This is a genomic window from Cupriavidus necator, assembly GCF_016127575.1.
Classification (GTDB): domain Bacteria; phylum Pseudomonadota; class Gammaproteobacteria; order Burkholderiales; family Burkholderiaceae; genus Cupriavidus; species Cupriavidus necator_D.
This window is the reverse complement of record NZ_CP066018.1, coordinates 2,578,210-2,593,875: the sequence shown is the minus strand read 5'-3', so window position 1 is coordinate 2,593,875 and position 15,666 is coordinate 2,578,210. Positions and strand designations below refer to the sequence as shown.

The window sequence follows — 15,666 nt, the reverse complement described above, 5'->3', positions numbered from 1 at the left end:
AGGAGACACGACTCAAGACTGCAGACAGATTGCTCAAGGACGGGGCAGCGCGGCCGGCGCCGCGCCCCCGGCGCGCCGCAAGCGCATGGCTACGGACCGTGTGCCGGCCGCCGCCCCGTCAACACCACGCGCGCGCCGCGCATAGGAGGTGGCTATGAAGCAACGTATCAAGACCCGGCACATGATCCTGGGCGTCATGTGCCTGATGTATTTCATCGCCTATATCGACCGCGTCAACATTTCGGTCGCCGCCCCCCTGATCCGCGAGGAAATGGGACTGACCACATCGCAGCTGGGGCTGGTGTTCTCGGCCTTTGCCTACCCCTATGCCGCCATGCAGATTCTCGGCGGCTGGATGGCTGACAAGTTCGGGCCCAAGAAGGTGCTGATTGTCCTCTCGCTGATCTGGGGCGTGGCCACCGTGCTGACCGGCTTCGCGGGCAGCGTGCTGATTCTGGTGGTGCTGCGCTTCGTGCTGGGCATCGGCGAAGGCGGTGCGTTCCCGACCGCGACGCGCGCCTTCACCTACTGGATGCCGGTGGCGGAGCGCGGCTTCGCGCAGGGCATCACCCACAGCTTCGCGCGGCTGGGCGGTGCGATCACGCCGCCGGTCGTGCTGGTCATCGTGGCCGCCGCCGGCTGGCGCGAAGCCTTTATCGTGCTGGGCGCGGTCAGCCTCGGCTGGACCTTGCTGTACGCCTTCTTTTTCAAGGATTCGCCCGACAAGCACAGCCGCGTGACCGCGCAGGAGCTGCAGGAGATCGGCTACCGGCACGGCGACAGCCGGCAGGCCGCCAAGGCGGCCACGCCGTGGCGGCGCCTGTTCCGGCGCATGTGGCTGGTGACCTTCGTCGACTTCTGCTACGGCTGGTCGCTGTGGGTCTACCTGACGTGGCTGCCCTCGTACCTGAAGGAGGCGCGCGGCTTCGACCTGAAGCAGCTGGCGCTGTTCACCGCGCTGCCGCTGATGGCCGGCGTGGTCGGCGATACGCTCGGCGGCGTGCTGTCGGACCGCATCTACAAGCGCACCGGCAACCTGCGCCTGGCGCGCGGCGCGGTCCTGTTCGTGGGGCTGGCCGGCTCGCTGATGTTCATCGCGCCGATGACCTTCACGGCCGATGCCGTCAACGCGGTGATCCTGCTGTCGCTGTCGTTCTTCTTCCTGGAGCTGACCAACGCGGTGCTGTGGAGCCTGCCGCTGGACATCGCCGGCAAGTACGCCGGCACCGCGGGCGGCATGATGAACACCGGCTTCGGCGTGGCCGGCATGGTGTCGCCGGTGGTGTTCGGCTACCTGATCGAGCGCACCGGCAGCTATGACCTGCCGTTCATGATCTCGGGGGCGCTGCTCGGGGTTGGCGCGCTGGCCTCGCTGTTCATCAATCCGCTGCTGACGGTGGACAGCCCCGACGAAAAGGCTGGCGAGGTCCGCCACGCCCTGCCCTGAGCCGCCCGGGTCGCGGCATGGCGCGCAGCGAAGCCGGACTCGTTCAGTCGATCGCGTCCAGCTTCGCCACCGACAGCGCCAGCCACTTGGCGCCGTTGCGCTTGAAGTTGATATTGGCGCGTGCGTCGGTGCCCTCGCCTTCCAGCGCGGTGATCACGCCTTCGCCAAACTTGTTGTGGAACACCGACTGCCCCACCCGGAAGCCGGTGCCGGCCTCGCGCTTGGCATCGGCATAGCCGTTGCCGTTGTCCATGCCGCCGGTGGGGCGCGTGCCGGTATAGGGCACGTCCTCGGGCTTGCGGAACCAGTCGCGGCCCCAGGCGCTGTCGCGCTCCTGGCGGCGCACGCCGCCGTAGCCCTGCGCCGGCGGCGTCAGCCACTTGAGCGAGGCCTCGGGCAGTTCCTCGAAGAAGCGCGAGCGCACGTGGTAGCGGGTCTGGCCGTGCAGCATGCGGCTTTGCGCGAACGACATGTAGAGCCGCTTGCGCGCACGCGTGATCGCCACGTACATCAGGCGGCGCTCTTCCTCCACGCCGTCCGGGTCCATCATGCTGTTCTCGTGCGGGAACAGGCCCTCTTCCATCCCGGTGATGAAGACCACGTCGAATTCCAGCCCCTTGGCCGCATGCACGGTCATCATCTGCACCGCGTCCTGGCCGGCCTGGGCCTGGTTGTCGCCGGCTTCCAGCGAGGCATGGGTCAGGAACGCGACCAGCGGCGTCATCACCACCGGCAGCGCTTCCGGATCCAGCACCTGCTGGGCCTGGTCGCCGTCGGCCAGTGCCGGGGCGGCGGGGCTGCGGTCAACCGGGATCACCGCGGCCAGCGCTTCCAGGCCGTAGCCTTCCTCGACCACGAAGGCCTGCGCGGCGGTCACCAGTTCCTGCAAGTTCTCGATGCGGTCCTGGCCTTCCTTCTCGCCCTGGTAGTGGGTGATCAGGCCGCTGTGGTTGATCACGTACTCGACGGTCTCGGCCAGCGTCATGCGGCGCGTGTCCTCGCGCGTCTTCTCGATCAGGCGTGTAAACGCCGCCAGCTTGCTGCCGGCCGCGCCGGGCACGTAGGCCACCGCCTCGGCCAGCGCGCAGTCATACTGGCGCGCCATGTCCTGCAGCACTTCCAGCGAGCGCGCGCCGATGCCGCGCGCCGGGAAGTTGACCACGCGGCCAAAGGCTGCATCGTTGCGCGGGTTCTCCAGCAGCTGCATATAGGCCAGCGCGTGCTTGATTTCGGCGCGCTCGAAGAAGCGCAGGCCGCCATAGACGCGGTACGCGATGCCGGCCGAGAACAGCGCATGCTCGATCACGCGCGACTGCGCGTTGCTGCGGTACAGGATGGCAATCTCGGCGCGGCTGGCGCCCTGCGCGATCTGGTCGCGGATCTCCTCGATGATCCAGGCGGCTTCCTGGCCGTCGGAGCCGCCCTGGAACACTCGCACCGGCTCGCCGTGGCCGGCGTCGGTGCGCAGGTTCTTGCCCAGGCGGCGCGCGTTGTGCGAGATCAGGTGGTTGGCCGAATCCAGGATATGCCCGTGCGAGCGGTAGTTCTGCTCCAGCTTGATCAGCCGGCGCACGCGGAACTCGTGCTCGAAGTCGCGCATATTGCCGACGTTGGCGCCGCGGAACGCATAGATGCTCTGGTCGTCGTCGCCCACGGCAAAGACCGCGGCCGGGTTCTGCGTGCCGTAGCCGGCCAGCAGCTTGAGCCACTGGTACTGCAGCACGTTGGTGTCCTGGAACTCGTCGACCAGCACGTGGCGGAAGCGGTGCTGGTAGTGCTGGCGGATGGCGTCGTTGTAGCGCAGCAGCTCGTAGCAGCGCAGCAGCAGCTCGGCGAAGTCGACCACGCCTTCGCGCTGGCACTGCAGGTCGTAGGCGGCGTAGAGGTCGACAAAGCGCTTGTTGAAGTCGTCGTTGGCCTCGACGTCGGCCGGGCGCAGGCCCTGCTCCTTGGCGTTGTTGATGAAGTACTGCAGGTTCTTGGCCGGGTACTTCTCATCGTCGACGTTGAGCGACTTGAGCAGCCGCTTGAGCGCCGAGAGCTGGTCCTGGCTGTCCAGGATGGCAAAGGTCTGGGGCAGCCCGGCGTCGCGGAAATGCGCGCGCAGCATGCGGTTGCACAGGCCGTGGAAGGTGCCGATCCACATGCCGCGGGTGTTGATCGGCAGCATCGACGACAGCCGCGTCTGCATTTCCTTGGCGGCCTTGTTGGTAAAGGTCACCGCCAGGATGCCCGCCGGCGAGACCCGGCCGTTCTGGATCAGCCAGGCGATGCGCGTGGTCAGCACGCGGGTCTTGCCGCTGCCCGCGCCCGCCAGGATCAGCGCCGGTTCGTCAGGCAGGGTGACGGCGGCTAGTTGTTCGGCGTTCAGGTTGGCAAGCAGGTCGGACATCGGATCAGCCTTGTGGATTGACGGCAATTATACCGGCGGGCCCTGTCCTGCAAGTCACATCCGGCGGGGCCGGATGGCCGGGAAATAGGCACCAGCCTGCCACCCCCGTATAATTTAACGTTTTACTGGCGCAATGCCGGCCGCCGACGGCCGCCGCCTCGCCAGGCGCAGGCCGAAGCACCCTGCGACGACCCCCGACGCCAATATCGACATCCCAGCATGACCGCCCAAGACCAGTCCCTCGCCAAAAGCTTCGAACCCACCGCCATCGAGGCGAAATGGGGCCCCGAGTGGGAGAAGCGCGGCATTGCCAAGCCGACCTTCGACCCTGCCCGCCCGGACTTTGCGATCCAGCTGCCGCCGCCCAATGTGACCGGCACGCTGCATATGGGCCACGCTTTCAACCAGACCATCATGGACGGCCTGGCGCGCCATGCGCGCATGAGCGGCGCCAATACGCTGTGGGTGCCGGGCACCGACCACGCCGGCATCGCCACCCAGATCGTGGTGGAGCGCCAGCTCGAGTCGCAGGGCGTGTCGCGCCATGACCTGGGCCGCGAGAAGTTCACCGAGAAGGTGTGGGCCTGGAAGGAAGAGTCGGGCTCGACCATCACCCGCCAGGTGCGGCGCATGGGCGCTTCGATCGACTGGAGCCGCGAGTACTTCACGATGTCGCCCGAGATGTCGAAGGCGGTCACCGAAGCTTTCGTGCGCCTGCACGAACAGGGCCTGATCTACCGCGGCAAGCGCCTGGTCAACTGGGACCCGGTGCTGGGCACCGCCGTGTCGGACCTGGAAGTCGACAGCATCGAGGAAGAAGGCTCGCTGTGGCATATCCACTATCCGCTGGTCGAGGCTGATGCCAAGGGCGGCCTGACCCACCTGACTGTGGCCACCACCCGCCCCGAAACCATGCTGGGCGACGTGGCCGTGATGGTCCACCCGGAAGACGAGCGCTATGCGCACCTGATCGGCAAGTTCGTGCAGCTGCCGCTGACCGAGCGCCAGATCCCGGTGATTGCCGACGAGTACGTCGACCGCGAGTTCGGCACCGGCGTGGTCAAGGTGACCCCCGGCCATGACTTCAACGACTATGCCGTGGGCCAGCGCCACAACCTGCCGCAGTTGTCGATCCTGACGCTGGACGCGAAGATCGTTGCCGACGCCCCCGCCGCCTACGCCGGCCTGGACCGCTTCGACGCGCGCCGCGCCATCGTCGAGGACCTGGACAAGCGCGGCCTGCTGGCCGAGGTCAAGAAGCACAAGCTGATGACCCCGCGCAGCGAGCGCACCGGCAGCGCGATCGAGCCGATGCTGACCGACCAGTGGTTCGTCGCCATGAGCAAGCCGGCGCCGGAAGGCACCTTCTACCCGGGCCGCTCGATCGCCGAGGTGGCGCTGGAAGCCGTGCAGAGCGGCGAGATCAAGCTGGTGCCGGAAAACTGGATCAGCACCTACAACCAGTGGCTGGGCAATATCCAGGACTGGTGCATCTCGCGCCAGCTGTGGTGGGGCCACCAGATCCCGGCGTGGTATGACGATGCCGGCAACTGCTTTGTCGGCCGCACCGAAGAAGAAGCGCTGGCAAAGGCAAAGGCCGCCGGCAGCACCGGCAGCCTGCGCCGCGAGGAAGACGTGCTCGACACCTGGTTCTCGTCGGCGCTGGTGCCCTTCTCCTCGCTGGGCTGGCCGGGAGAAACGCCCGAGATGCATCACTTCCTGCCGTCGTCGGTGCTGGTGACCGGCTACGACATCATCTTCTTCTGGGTGGCGCGCATGGTCATGATGACCAAGCACTTCATCGGCAAGGTGCCCTTCCATACCGTCTACGTGCACGGCCTGGTGCGCGATTCGGAAGGCAAGAAGATGAGCAAGTCCGAGGGCAACACGCTGGACCCGGTGGACCTGATCGACGGCATCGACCTCGACACGCTGCTGCAGAAGCGCACCACCGGCCTGCGCCGCCCCAAGGACGCGCCCAAGATCGAGAAGAAGACGAAAAAGGAATTCCCCGAGGGCATTCCCGCATTCGGCGCCGACGCACTGCGCTTCACCTTCGCGTCGCTGGCCACGCTGGGCCGCAACGTCAACTTCGATACCGGCCGCTGCGAGGGCTACCGCAACTTCTGCAACAAGCTGTGGAACGCGACCCGCTTCGTGCTGATGAACACCGAAGGCCATGACTGCGGCATGGGCCCGTGCAACAACGACTGCGGCCCAGACGGCTACCTGGATTTCTCGCAGGCCGACCGCTGGATCGTGTCGCTGCTGCAGCGCGTGGAAGCCGAGGTCGAGAAGGGCTTTGCCGAATACCGCTTCGACAATATCGCCAACGCCATCTACAAGTTCGTCTGGGACGAATACTGCGACTGGTACCTGGAACTGGCCAAGGTGCAGATCCAGAACGGCACCGAGGCCCAGCAGCGCGCCACGCGGCGCACGCTGCTGCGCGTGCTCGAGACCGTGCTGCGCCTGGCGCATCCGATCATCCCCTTCATCACCGAAGAGCTGTGGCAGAAGGTGGCCCCGCTGGCCGGCCGCGCCAAGGGTGACGGCTCCGAGACCATCGCGCTGCAGCCCTACCCGCTGCCTGCGGTCGCCAAGATCGACGAGCAAGCCGAGCAATGGGTTGCGCGCCTGAAGGAAGTGATCGATGCCTGCCGCAACCTGCGCGGCGAGATGAACATCTCGCCGGCCCAGCGCATCCCGCTCTATGCTGAGGGTGACAGCACCTTCCTGAAGGCGGCGAGCGCACATATCCAGGCACTGGCGAAACTTTCCGAGGTACGCGTCTTCGAAGATGAAGCTGCCCTGCAGGCTGAAGGCGCCGGCGCGCCGGTCGCCATTGCCGGGGGCAACCACCTGCTGCTGAAGATCGAGATCGATGTCGGCGCCGAGCGCGCGCGCCTGTCGAAGGAAGTCGAGCGCATCGGTGGCGAAATCGGCAAGTGCCGCGCCAAGCTCTCCAACGAGAGCTTTGTCGCCAAGGCACCGCCTGCCGTGGTGGCGCAAGAGACGCAGCGCCTGGCCGATTTCGAGCAGACGCTGGCCAAGCTGCAGGGCCAGCTGCAGCGGCTGCCGGCCTGACGGCACGGCGGCCGCATTCACGCCCCTGCCTGCCGGGGGTTCTGTCCGGCTTCGTCGGACAGAACCGGACAGACGACGCCCGCAATGGCTGGCAGGGTTATGGACTGGAATCTGAGAGGTACACCTGATATGGAAAATCGCGTCACCAAGGCTGTGTTCCCGGTTGCGGGCCTGGGCACTCGCTTCCTGCCGGCCACCAAGGCCAGCCCCAAGGAAATGCTTCCGGTGGTGGACAAGCCGCTGATCCAGTACGCCGTGGAAGAAGCCATGGCCGCCGGCATTACCGAGATGATCTTTGTCACCGGCCGCTCCAAGCGCGCCATCGAGGACCATTTCGACAAGGCCTTCGAGCTGGAAGTGGAGCTTGAGGCCAAGAACAAGCAGGCGCTGCTGGACGTGGTGCGCTCGATCAAGCCCGCCAACGTGGAATGCTTCTACGTGCGCCAGCCCGAAGCGCTGGGCCTGGGGCATGCGGTGCTGTGCGCGGCCAAGCTGGTCGGCGACACGCCGTTCGCAGTGATGCTGGCCGATGACCTGATCGACGGCAACCCGCCGGTGATGAAGCAGATGGTGGATACCTTCAACCACTACAACTGCTCGGTGCTGGGGGTCGAGGAGATCACGCCGGAGCAAAGCCGCTCCTACGGCGTGATCGACGGCCGCGAATGGGATGCGGACGTGATCAAGGTCTCCGGCATCATCGAGAAGCCGGCGCCGGAAGACGCGCCGTCCAACCTGGGCGTGGTCGGCCGCTACATCCTGACCCCGCGCATCTTCGAACACCTGCGTGACCTGAAGCCGGGCGCCGGCGGCGAGCTGCAGCTGACCGACGCGATCCAGTCGCTGCTGGGCCAGGAGCAGGTGCTGGCCTACCGCTACCAGGGCCGCCGCTATGACTGCGGCAGCAAGCTGGGCTACCTGAAGGCAACCGTTGAATTTGCCTTGAAGCACCCGGAAGTCGGGACTGAATTCAGCGCCTACCTGGAATCGCGCGAGCACCTGACCGGCATCGGCAGCTGATCGCGCCCTGCCCTGCGGACAGGAAAGGAAGTTCCTGGACGTCTGCAGCCGTGAGAGGCCGCAACCATTCCGGCAAATGCCGGGAGGGTTGCGGCCTCTCCTTATTTGCGCTCAGGCGATGTAGGACACCGTCGGCAGCGCGAACGTTTCGCGCACCAGCCCGGCCCGCTGCGTGACCTTCGCGCACGACAGCTCCAGGTGTTCCCGCAACAGCTCAGCGGCCTTGCGCGGCGCGCCTGCGGCGGCGGCCTGCAGCACGGCCATGTGCTCGGAGAGGAAGGGATCTTCCTGCGGCATCGGCGCCGACGCTCCCAGTACATGCTTGCTCAGGGTCAGGATGCAGCGCGTGCGCTGCAGGCTGCCCAGCAGCTCCTTGTTCGGGCACAGCGACAGCAGGCGCACGTGCAGGTCATGCTCCAGCTTGTCCATGGCGGTGCGCGACACCTTCGGGTAGACACGCTGCACCTTGTGCAGGTCTTCCATCATGGCAGCCAGCTCGGCCGCGTCCGCATGGACGATGGCGCCGCGCAGCGCGGCCGGCTCCACCAGTGAGCGCAGCTCGTAGAGATCGTGGATGCGCTGCGCATCCAGCGGGATGATGACCCAGCGCTGGCGCTCGTCCTTCTCCAGGATGCCCAGGCTTTCCAGGCGCAGCAGCACATCGCGCACCACGGTGCGCCCCACGTTGAAATAGCGCGCCAGCTCGACTTCGTTGACACGGTAGCGCCCGAACACCGACAGGTGGACCAGGTTGCGCTCCACCTCGTCGTAGATGACCTCCCAGCCCAGCGTCTTGCGTGCCACGTCCGGCGCGCTGTCCACGCCCAGCATGGCCGCGTCCAGCGGCACACGCCTGGGCTCGGTGCCGGCCGGGCCGGCGACATAGCCGCGCCCGTCGAAGCGGCTGACCAGGCCTTCGGCCTCCAGCTCGCGCAAGGCCTGCCGCACCGGCGACCGGGTGGCGCGCAGAATCTCCGCGACCGGCCCTTCCAGCAGCACGGTGCCCTGCTCCAGCGTCCCGTCCAGCATCGCCTTGCGCAGCACCTGGTGGATCAACGCGTAGATCGGCGCATGGCGGCTGGCTTCCTCCGCTTCCAGGCTGGCAGCAAGGGGGGCGACGCGATTTCGGTCTCGTGTCGTCATCGATGGGCTCGGCACTTTGTCTCCAGAACGTGGCGGTCGGTCAGTGTAGCCATGGCGGCACGCCAGGGCATCTCATCGCATTCCATCATACACGGGTATCCACGGATATTGATCATTGCCGGCAATGGTCATATATTTCATCCCACCACGGCGCGTGTCGCACGCCGCAAGCACGACAACGAAGCCACAACAAGAGACAGGGCGCGCGCCGGCCGCGGCGGCGCCACGAGAAGGAGGAACCCGCGCCGATGGACTACCAGTTTGATTTCAGTTTCCTGTCCACGGGCTGGCGGGACTTGCTCGACGGCGTGTGGCTGACCTTGCGCATGTCGGTCGCCACCATCGTGTTCGGCTTCGTGCTGGGCACGGCGCTGGCCGTGGTGCGCACGCAAGGCCCCGCGTGGGCGCGCCGCTGCGTCACGGTGTATGTGGACGTGATTCGCAATACGCCGCTGGTGATCCAGGCCTTCTGGCTCTTCTTCGGGCTGGCGGCGGTGCAGGTGCGGGTGCCGGCCATGGCGGCGGCAGTGGTGGCGCTGGTCGTGAACGTGTCGGCCTATACCACCGAAATCGTGCGCGCCGGCATCGAGTCGGTGCCGCGCGGCCAGCTCGAGGCCGCTTCCTGCCTGGGGCTGTCGCGCTGGCAGATGCTGCGCCTGGTGGTGTTGCCGCAAGCGGTGGAGCGCATGTATCCGGCGCTGATCAGCCAGTTCGTGCTGATGATGCTGGCCACTTCGATCATGTCGCAGATCTCGGCCGAGGAACTCACAGCGGTGGGCTACCGCATCCAGTCGGAGACCTTCCGCGGCTTCGAGATCTACCTGGTGATCGCGCTCGTCTACCTGCTGCTGTCCTGGCTGCTGCGCCTGTCGATGGCAGGCATCGGCGCCCTGGCCTTTACGCGCCGCCGGCGCCTGCAAACCCCTCTCTGAACCGGAGCGCGCCTCATGCACGGAATTTCTTTCGATCAAGTGTTGTTCATCCTGCGCGGCGCAGGCTGGACCTTGCTGCTGGCAGGCATGGGCTTTGCCGGCGGCGCGCTGGTGGGCGTACCGCTGGCGCTGGCGCGCAGCCGCGGCGGGCGCGTGCTGCGCACGCTCACGGGCGCCTACGTGCAGCTGGTACAGGGCGTGCCGCTGCCGGTGATCATGTTCGTGGTGTATTTCGGCATCAGCGTGGGCGGCTTCGAGCTGCCGGCGCTGGTCGCCGCGGGGATCGCGATGACGGCGTATTCCAGCGCCTACCTCGGCGAGATCTGGAAGGGCTGCATCCAGGCCGTGCCGCGCACGCAGTGGGAGGCCGCCGAATGCCTGGCGCTCACGCCGCTGCAGCGGGCGGTGTACGTGATCCTGCCGCAGGCCGCCCGCATTGCCATTGCGCCCACGGTGAGCTTCCTGGTGCAGATCGTGAAGAACTCGTCGTACGCGGTGGTGATCGGCTTCTTCGACCTGACCTATTCGGCGCGGGTGGTCAACAACTCCACCTTCAAGCCCTTTCTGGTGTTCACCATCGCCGCGGCGCTGTATTTCGCCATCTGCTATCCGCTCTCATCGCTCTCGTACCGCCTGGAGCGCCGCTTCAACAAGGCACGCGCCTGAGCCTGACAGCGCCAAAACCCGACAACAAAGGAACGTCATGGAGACAAGCGTGGACGAAGTGGTCCGCTTCGACAAGGTAAGCAAGTCCTTCGGACAAGTGGAAATCCTCAAGGGCGTGAGCTTCTCGGTGCGCCGCGGCGAGGTGGTGGCCCTGATCGGCCGCAGCGGCTCGGGCAAGAGCACGGCCCTGCGCTGCATCAACGGGCTGGAGCGCGTGAGCGGCGGGGCCCTGCATGTGTGCGGCCATGCCATGCACGAAGACGCCGTTGACCTGGGCGCGCTGCGCAAGGAAGTCGGCATCGTGTTCCAGAGCTACAACCTGTTCCCGCACCTGACCGTGGCCGAGAACGTCATGCTGGCACCGCGCAAGGTCAAGGGCATGGGGCGCAAGGAAGCGGGCGAACTGGCCCGCCACGTGCTGCGGCAAGTCGGCATGGAAGAGCGCGCCGACTACTACCCGGAACAGCTCTCCGGCGGCCAGCAGCAGCGCGTCGCCATCGCGCGCTCGCTGGCCATGCAGCCGCGCCTGATGCTGTTCGACGAAGTCACTTCCGCGCTCGATCCCGAGCTTACCGGCGAGGTGCTGCGGGTCATTGAAAAACTGGCCGAAGACGGCATGACCATGGTGCTGGTCACGCACGAGATGTCGTTCGCGCGCTCGGTGGCGGACCAGATCATGTTCATGCACCAGGGCATCGTCTGGGAATGCGGCAGTGGCAGGCTGCTTGACGAACCTGCCACGCCGGAACTGCGCCAGTTCGTCAGCAACGGCCTGTAAGCGCGGCAGCGCCCGCTCAGCAAGAACCCGTTTCGATATCCAACAATATGGAGACAACCTCATGAACTATCGCCGCTATCTCTTTGCCCCACTCGCCGCCCTGCTGCTGGCCGGCACCTCCGCCGCCTCGGCCGACACGCTCGACACCATCAAGCAGCGCAAGAAGATCCTGGTGGCGGTCGATATCAGCGCGCCTCCCTACGGCATGCTGGATACACAAGCCAGGCAGAGCGGCTCCGACATCGAGACCGCGCGCCTGCTCGCCAAGGACCTGGGCGTCGACCTTGAGATCGTTCCGGTCACGGGCCCCAACCGCGTGCCCTTCCTCCTCACCCGCAAGGCGGACGTGGTGCTGGCCTCCTTTTCCGTGACGGACGCGCGCAAGAAGGTCATCGATTTCTCCGAGCCGTATGGCGTGATCCCCGTGGTGGTGGGCGGCCCGACCAAGGCCCAGGTCAAGTCCTTCGCCGACCTGTCGGGCAAGACCGTCGCGGTCACGCGCGGCACCACCAGCGACCAGGAACTGAGCCGGGGCGCCAAGGCCGTGGCAGCGGTGAATATCGTGCGCTACGAGGATGACGCGACCACCAATACCGCGGTCTCCACCGGCCAGCAGGACTACCTGGCCGCGGCCATCAGCGTGATTCCGGAGGTCAGGCGCAGCAATCCGTCGCGCGACCTGGAAATCAAGTTCGTGATGCAGACCTTTCCCTATGCGATCGGCCTGCGCAAGGGCGATACCGCCCTCAAGGACTGGCTCGACGGCTGGGTCAGGACCAACCTGAAGAACGGCAGGATCAACGACATCTACAAGCGCTATTTCGGCCTGTCGCTGCCGGCCGAGATGCTGAAATAAGGAACGAGGGAGCTCATCGCATGAACGCACCTGCCAACCCCGGCAAGGCAGCACAGCTGCACGCCGCCTTGCGCGTGATCCGGCTGCACCCGGAAGACGACGTCGTCATTGCCCGCGACCAGCTCGTGGCAGGCACCACGCTCGACGAAGAAGACGTGACTGTGCTCGGCCTGGTCCCGCCCGGCCACAAGGTGGCAACGCGCGCCATCGGCGCCGGCGAGGCGGTGCGCCGCTACGGGCAGATCATCGGCTTCGCCAGCCAGGACATCCGCCCCGGCCAGCACGTGCACACCCACAACCTGGCCATGGGCGACTTCACGCGCGACTATGCCTATGGCGCCGATGCGCGCGCGCCGGAGCCGGTGCCGGCGCCGGCCACCTTCGCGGGCATCGTGCGGGCCGATGGCCGCGTGGCCACGCGCAACTACATCGGCATCCTGACCTCGGTGAACTGCTCGGCCACGGTGGCGCGCGCCATTGCCGACCACTTCCGCCGCGACATCCATCCCGAGGCGCTGGCCGCCTATCCCAACGTCGACGGCGTGGTGGCGCTCACGCACGGCGTCGGTTGCGCGGTGGACCCGCAGGGGGAAGGGCTGGCGCTGCTGCAGCGCACGCTGGGCGGCTATGCCTGCCATCCCAACTTCGCCAGCGTGCTGGTGATCGGGCTGGGCTGCGAGACCAACCAGATTTCGGCGCTGCTTGCCACCCAGGGGCTGGCCCACGACGACCGCCTGCAGACCTTCACCATCCAGGACAGCGGCGGCACCACCAGGACCATCGCACGCGGCATTGCCATGATCCAGGAGATGCTGCCCGCCGCGAATGCCGTGCAGCGCCAGCCGGTGCCTGCCAGCCACCTGGTGGTGGGCCTGCAGTGCGGCGGCTCCGACGGCTACTCGGGCATCTCGGCGAACCCGGTGCTGGGCGCGGCGGTAGACCTGCTGGTGCGCCACGGCGGCACTGCCATCCTCTCCGAGACGCCCGAGATCTACGGCGCCGAGCACCTGCTCACGCGCCGCGCACAGACACCGGAAATCGGCCGCAAGCTGGTGGCGCGCATCCGCTGGTGGGAGGACTATTGCGCGCGCCACGGTGCCAGCATGGACAACAACCCGTCGGCAGGCAACAAGGCGGGCGGGCTGACCACCGTGCTGGAAAAATCCCTGGGCGGCATCGCCAAGGGCGGCTCGGCCAACCTGGCCGAGGTCTATGAGTACGCGCAGCCGGTGCGCGCGCGCGGCCTGGTGTTCATGGACACGCCGGGCTACGACCCCATCTCCGCGACCGGCCAGGTCGCGGGGGGTGCCAACCTGATCTGCTTCACCACGGGGCGCGGCTCGGCCTACGGCTGTGCGCCCTCGCCCTCGGTCAAGCTGGCGACCAATACCGCGCTGTGGCAACGCCAGTCCGATGACATGGACCTGAACTGCGGCGCCGTGCTGGACGGCAGCGCCACCATTGGCGGGCTCGGTGAGGAACTGTTCCGGCTGATGCTGGACACCGCCTCCGGCAAACGTTCACGCAGCGAGCTGCACGGCTACGGGCAGAACGAGTTCGTACCCTGGCAGCTGAGCGCGATCACCTGAAGCCCGCCGGCGCGCAGCCGGCGACGCGGCGGCCCATCGGGCCGCTGCGCTGCGTCTTGCCCCGCCTCAGTCCAGGCGGCGGCACATGCAGTGCGTCCAGGCGCCGAAGCGGCGTTGAAATTCCCTGGACAATTCCAGTTCGGTCGGCAACTCGTCCACGGATGTCAGCGAGAAGCCATAGCGCGCAAAAAAGGCCGGATGCTCCGTCGTCAGCAGGACGGCCTTGGTGCAACCGTTAGCACGGGCGCGCATCAACAGGGCCGCAACCAGATGGGTCGCAATTCTTCGCTCCCGAAAATCGGGAAGCACGCCAACGGTCCTGACGACAAAGGTCTGGTCGAATATCTCCCCGCAGGCACAACCAGCTACGATTTCCCCGAATTCAGCGACATGGCACAGACATGCGGCCGGCCTCACATTTTCAACTGACAACCCACATTGCTGCAGCACTTCCGAAATAGCTTGAATATCGGCAATTCCAGCGGCTCGGATACGGACGTCCCTTGGCATCGCCTCTCCTGAATCACTTGATCAACTTCCGCCCTCCCCACAGTGACCATCACGGCACCAGGCAAGGGCGCAGTAGTAATTTAGCGCATACATAAAAACCAGCCCAATCCGGGTAAACACATGTGCCGCGGCGCCGCCATTATGGGGAGAATAATGCAGCCCAAAACCGGCGGAAACGCAATGGGATTAATCCTTGCGAGATGTCCCGCCAGGAATAATGCAGGACTTGCAATTTACGCCAATCTCGCATTGCCGCGCGCCTGGAAAATCGTGCCGATATTCATCGACGCAGAATCCCAAAGAAAAAAGCCACGTAATTCTGATTACGCGGCTTTTTTCTTTGGGAGCGGGAGCGCTTCAGCGGCGGCGCATGTAGAACACAAACACCTTGTCCACTTCCGAGTGCGACAGCAGCTCATTGCCGGTCTGCTTGGCAAAGGCCTGGAAATCGCGCGTGGCGCCGGGATCGGTGGCCAGCACCTTGAGCACATCGCCGCTGGCCATGTCGGCCAGGGCCTTCTTGGTGCGCAGGATCGGCAGCGGGCAGTTCAGGCCGCGCGCATCCACTTCTTTCTGGAACTCCATTCGTCTCTTCCTTCGATTCTGGGGGCTGGGCGGCTGGCCGGAGGCCAGCCTCACCAACGGTATTGTAGCGAACCCCCGACCAGGCTGAAGTCGTGCGGGCGGCGCGGGTCCGGAATGTCGGCGCCGGTCTGGCGGTCGAAGAAGCGCACCGGATAGCCGCGCGCGGCCAGCCAGTCGGCAACCGCGAAGCCGGTGCCAGCCGACCAGACGCGCACGTCCTCCGGCGCCACCAGCTTGTAGTCGGCCAGTTCCTCGGACAGCGCCACGGTGCCGGTCGCCTTGACGTGGTAGGCAATGATCAGCTCGTTCTTGCGCATGAACTCGTAGACGCCGATCAGCGACACCGACTCGGTATCGAGGTTGGTCTCTTCCTTCAGTTCGCGCGCCACGCCCAGCTCGGGCGGCTCGTCACGCTCCAGGAAGCCCGTCACCAGCGCGAACATGGTCTCCGGCCAGGCGGCATTGCGCGCCAGCAGCAGCTTGTCCTGGTACTCCACCACCGCCGCCAGCACCGGCAGCGGGTTGTTCCAGTGCACGAAGCCGCATTCCTGCTGCACGCAGGCGTGGCGTTCGCGCCCGGACAGCGGCAGCACCTCAAGCGGCGCGCCGCACTGCGGGCAGAATCGGTATTGCATTTGGGGGCTCCTGAAGGGTCTCGTCG

General features: G+C 66.3%; 13 protein-coding genes. 8 read left to right on the top strand and 5 right to left on the bottom strand.

Annotated features, from left to right (window positions below):
• Window positions 1–154 precede the first annotated feature (154 nt).
• Window positions 155–1,447 carry an MFS transporter gene (locus tag I6H87_RS12100; protein WP_011615811.1) on the top strand — a complete coding sequence of 431 codons (1,293 nt, stop codon included), beginning with the start codon at window positions 155–157 and terminating at the stop codon, window positions 1,445–1,447.
• Between the two features lie 43 nt (window positions 1,448–1,490).
• On the opposite strand, the gene I6H87_RS12095 is transcribed toward I6H87_RS12100, so the two are convergent.
• Window positions 1,491–3,839 carry a UvrD-helicase domain-containing protein gene (locus tag I6H87_RS12095; protein WP_011615812.1) on the bottom strand — a complete coding sequence of 783 codons (2,349 nt, stop codon included), beginning with the start codon at window positions 3,837–3,839 and terminating at the stop codon, window positions 1,491–1,493.
• A gap of 219 nt (window positions 3,840–4,058) precedes the next feature.
• Between I6H87_RS12095 and I6H87_RS12090 the strand changes: the two genes are divergently transcribed.
• Both I6H87_RS12090 and galU read left to right on the top strand, forming a co-directional pair.
• Complete coding sequence (locus I6H87_RS12090; RefSeq protein WP_011615813.1) at window positions 4,059–6,926, top strand: valine--tRNA ligase; 2,868 nt, start codon at window positions 4,059–4,061, stop codon at window positions 6,924–6,926.
• Window positions 6,927–7,055: 129 nt separating this feature from the next.
• Complete coding sequence (galU, locus tag I6H87_RS12085; RefSeq protein WP_011615814.1) at window positions 7,056–7,946, top strand: UTP--glucose-1-phosphate uridylyltransferase GalU; 891 nt, start codon at window positions 7,056–7,058, stop codon at window positions 7,944–7,946.
• A 111-nt stretch (window positions 7,947–8,057) separates the two neighbouring features.
• Here galU and I6H87_RS12080 read toward each other — a convergent pair whose 3' ends face one another.
• Window positions 8,058–9,089: a GntR family transcriptional regulator gene (locus tag I6H87_RS12080; RefSeq protein ID WP_010813662.1), complete on the bottom strand. Its 1,032-nt coding sequence runs from the start codon at window positions 9,087–9,089 to the stop codon at window positions 8,058–8,060.
• Window positions 9,090–9,337: 248 nt separating this feature from the next.
• On the opposite strand from I6H87_RS12080, the gene I6H87_RS12075 reads away from it, so the two are divergent.
• The 5 genes from I6H87_RS12075 to I6H87_RS12055 all read left to right on the top strand — a co-directional run bounded on the left by I6H87_RS12075 (window position 9,338) and on the right by I6H87_RS12055 (window position 13,910).
• Window positions 9,338–10,021, top strand: a complete 684-nt coding sequence (locus I6H87_RS12075; protein ID WP_010813663.1) for an amino acid ABC transporter permease — start codon at window positions 9,338–9,340, stop codon at window positions 10,019–10,021.
• A 15-nt stretch (window positions 10,022–10,036) separates the two neighbouring features.
• Window positions 10,037–10,687, top strand: coding sequence for an amino acid ABC transporter permease (locus tag I6H87_RS12070; RefSeq protein WP_010813664.1), 651 nt, complete (start codon window positions 10,037–10,039; stop codon window positions 10,685–10,687).
• Window positions 10,688–10,736: 49 nt separating this feature from the next.
• Window positions 10,737–11,465 carry an amino acid ABC transporter ATP-binding protein gene (locus I6H87_RS12065; RefSeq protein WP_269446640.1) on the top strand — a complete coding sequence of 243 codons (729 nt, stop codon included), beginning with the start codon at window positions 10,737–10,739 and terminating at the stop codon, window positions 11,463–11,465.
• Between the two features lie 61 nt (window positions 11,466–11,526).
• Window positions 11,527–12,321, top strand: coding sequence for a transporter substrate-binding domain-containing protein (locus I6H87_RS12060; RefSeq protein ID WP_011615816.1), 795 nt, complete (start codon window positions 11,527–11,529; stop codon window positions 12,319–12,321).
• Between the two features lie 20 nt (window positions 12,322–12,341).
• Window positions 12,342–13,910, top strand: a complete 1,569-nt coding sequence (locus tag I6H87_RS12055) for a UxaA family hydrolase (RefSeq protein ID WP_011615817.1) — start codon at window positions 12,342–12,344, stop codon at window positions 13,908–13,910.
• Window positions 13,911–13,976: 66 nt separating this feature from the next.
• On the opposite strand, the gene I6H87_RS12050 is transcribed toward I6H87_RS12055, so the two are convergent.
• The 3 genes from I6H87_RS12050 to I6H87_RS12040 form a co-directional block, all read right to left on the bottom strand.
• Window positions 13,977–14,420: a GNAT family N-acetyltransferase gene (locus tag I6H87_RS12050; protein WP_010813668.1), complete on the bottom strand. Its 444-nt coding sequence runs from the start codon at window positions 14,418–14,420 to the stop codon at window positions 13,977–13,979.
• A gap of 357 nt (window positions 14,421–14,777) precedes the next feature.
• Window positions 14,778–15,005: a sulfurtransferase TusA family protein gene (locus I6H87_RS12045; RefSeq protein WP_010813669.1), complete on the bottom strand. Its 228-nt coding sequence runs from the start codon at window positions 15,003–15,005 to the stop codon at window positions 14,778–14,780.
• A 50-nt stretch (window positions 15,006–15,055) separates the two neighbouring features.
• Window positions 15,056–15,640 (bottom strand): NUDIX domain-containing protein, encoded by a 585-nt coding sequence (locus I6H87_RS12040; RefSeq protein ID WP_010813670.1) that lies wholly within the window; start codon window positions 15,638–15,640, stop codon window positions 15,056–15,058.
• Between the last annotated feature and the right edge of the window lie 26 nt (window positions 15,641–15,666).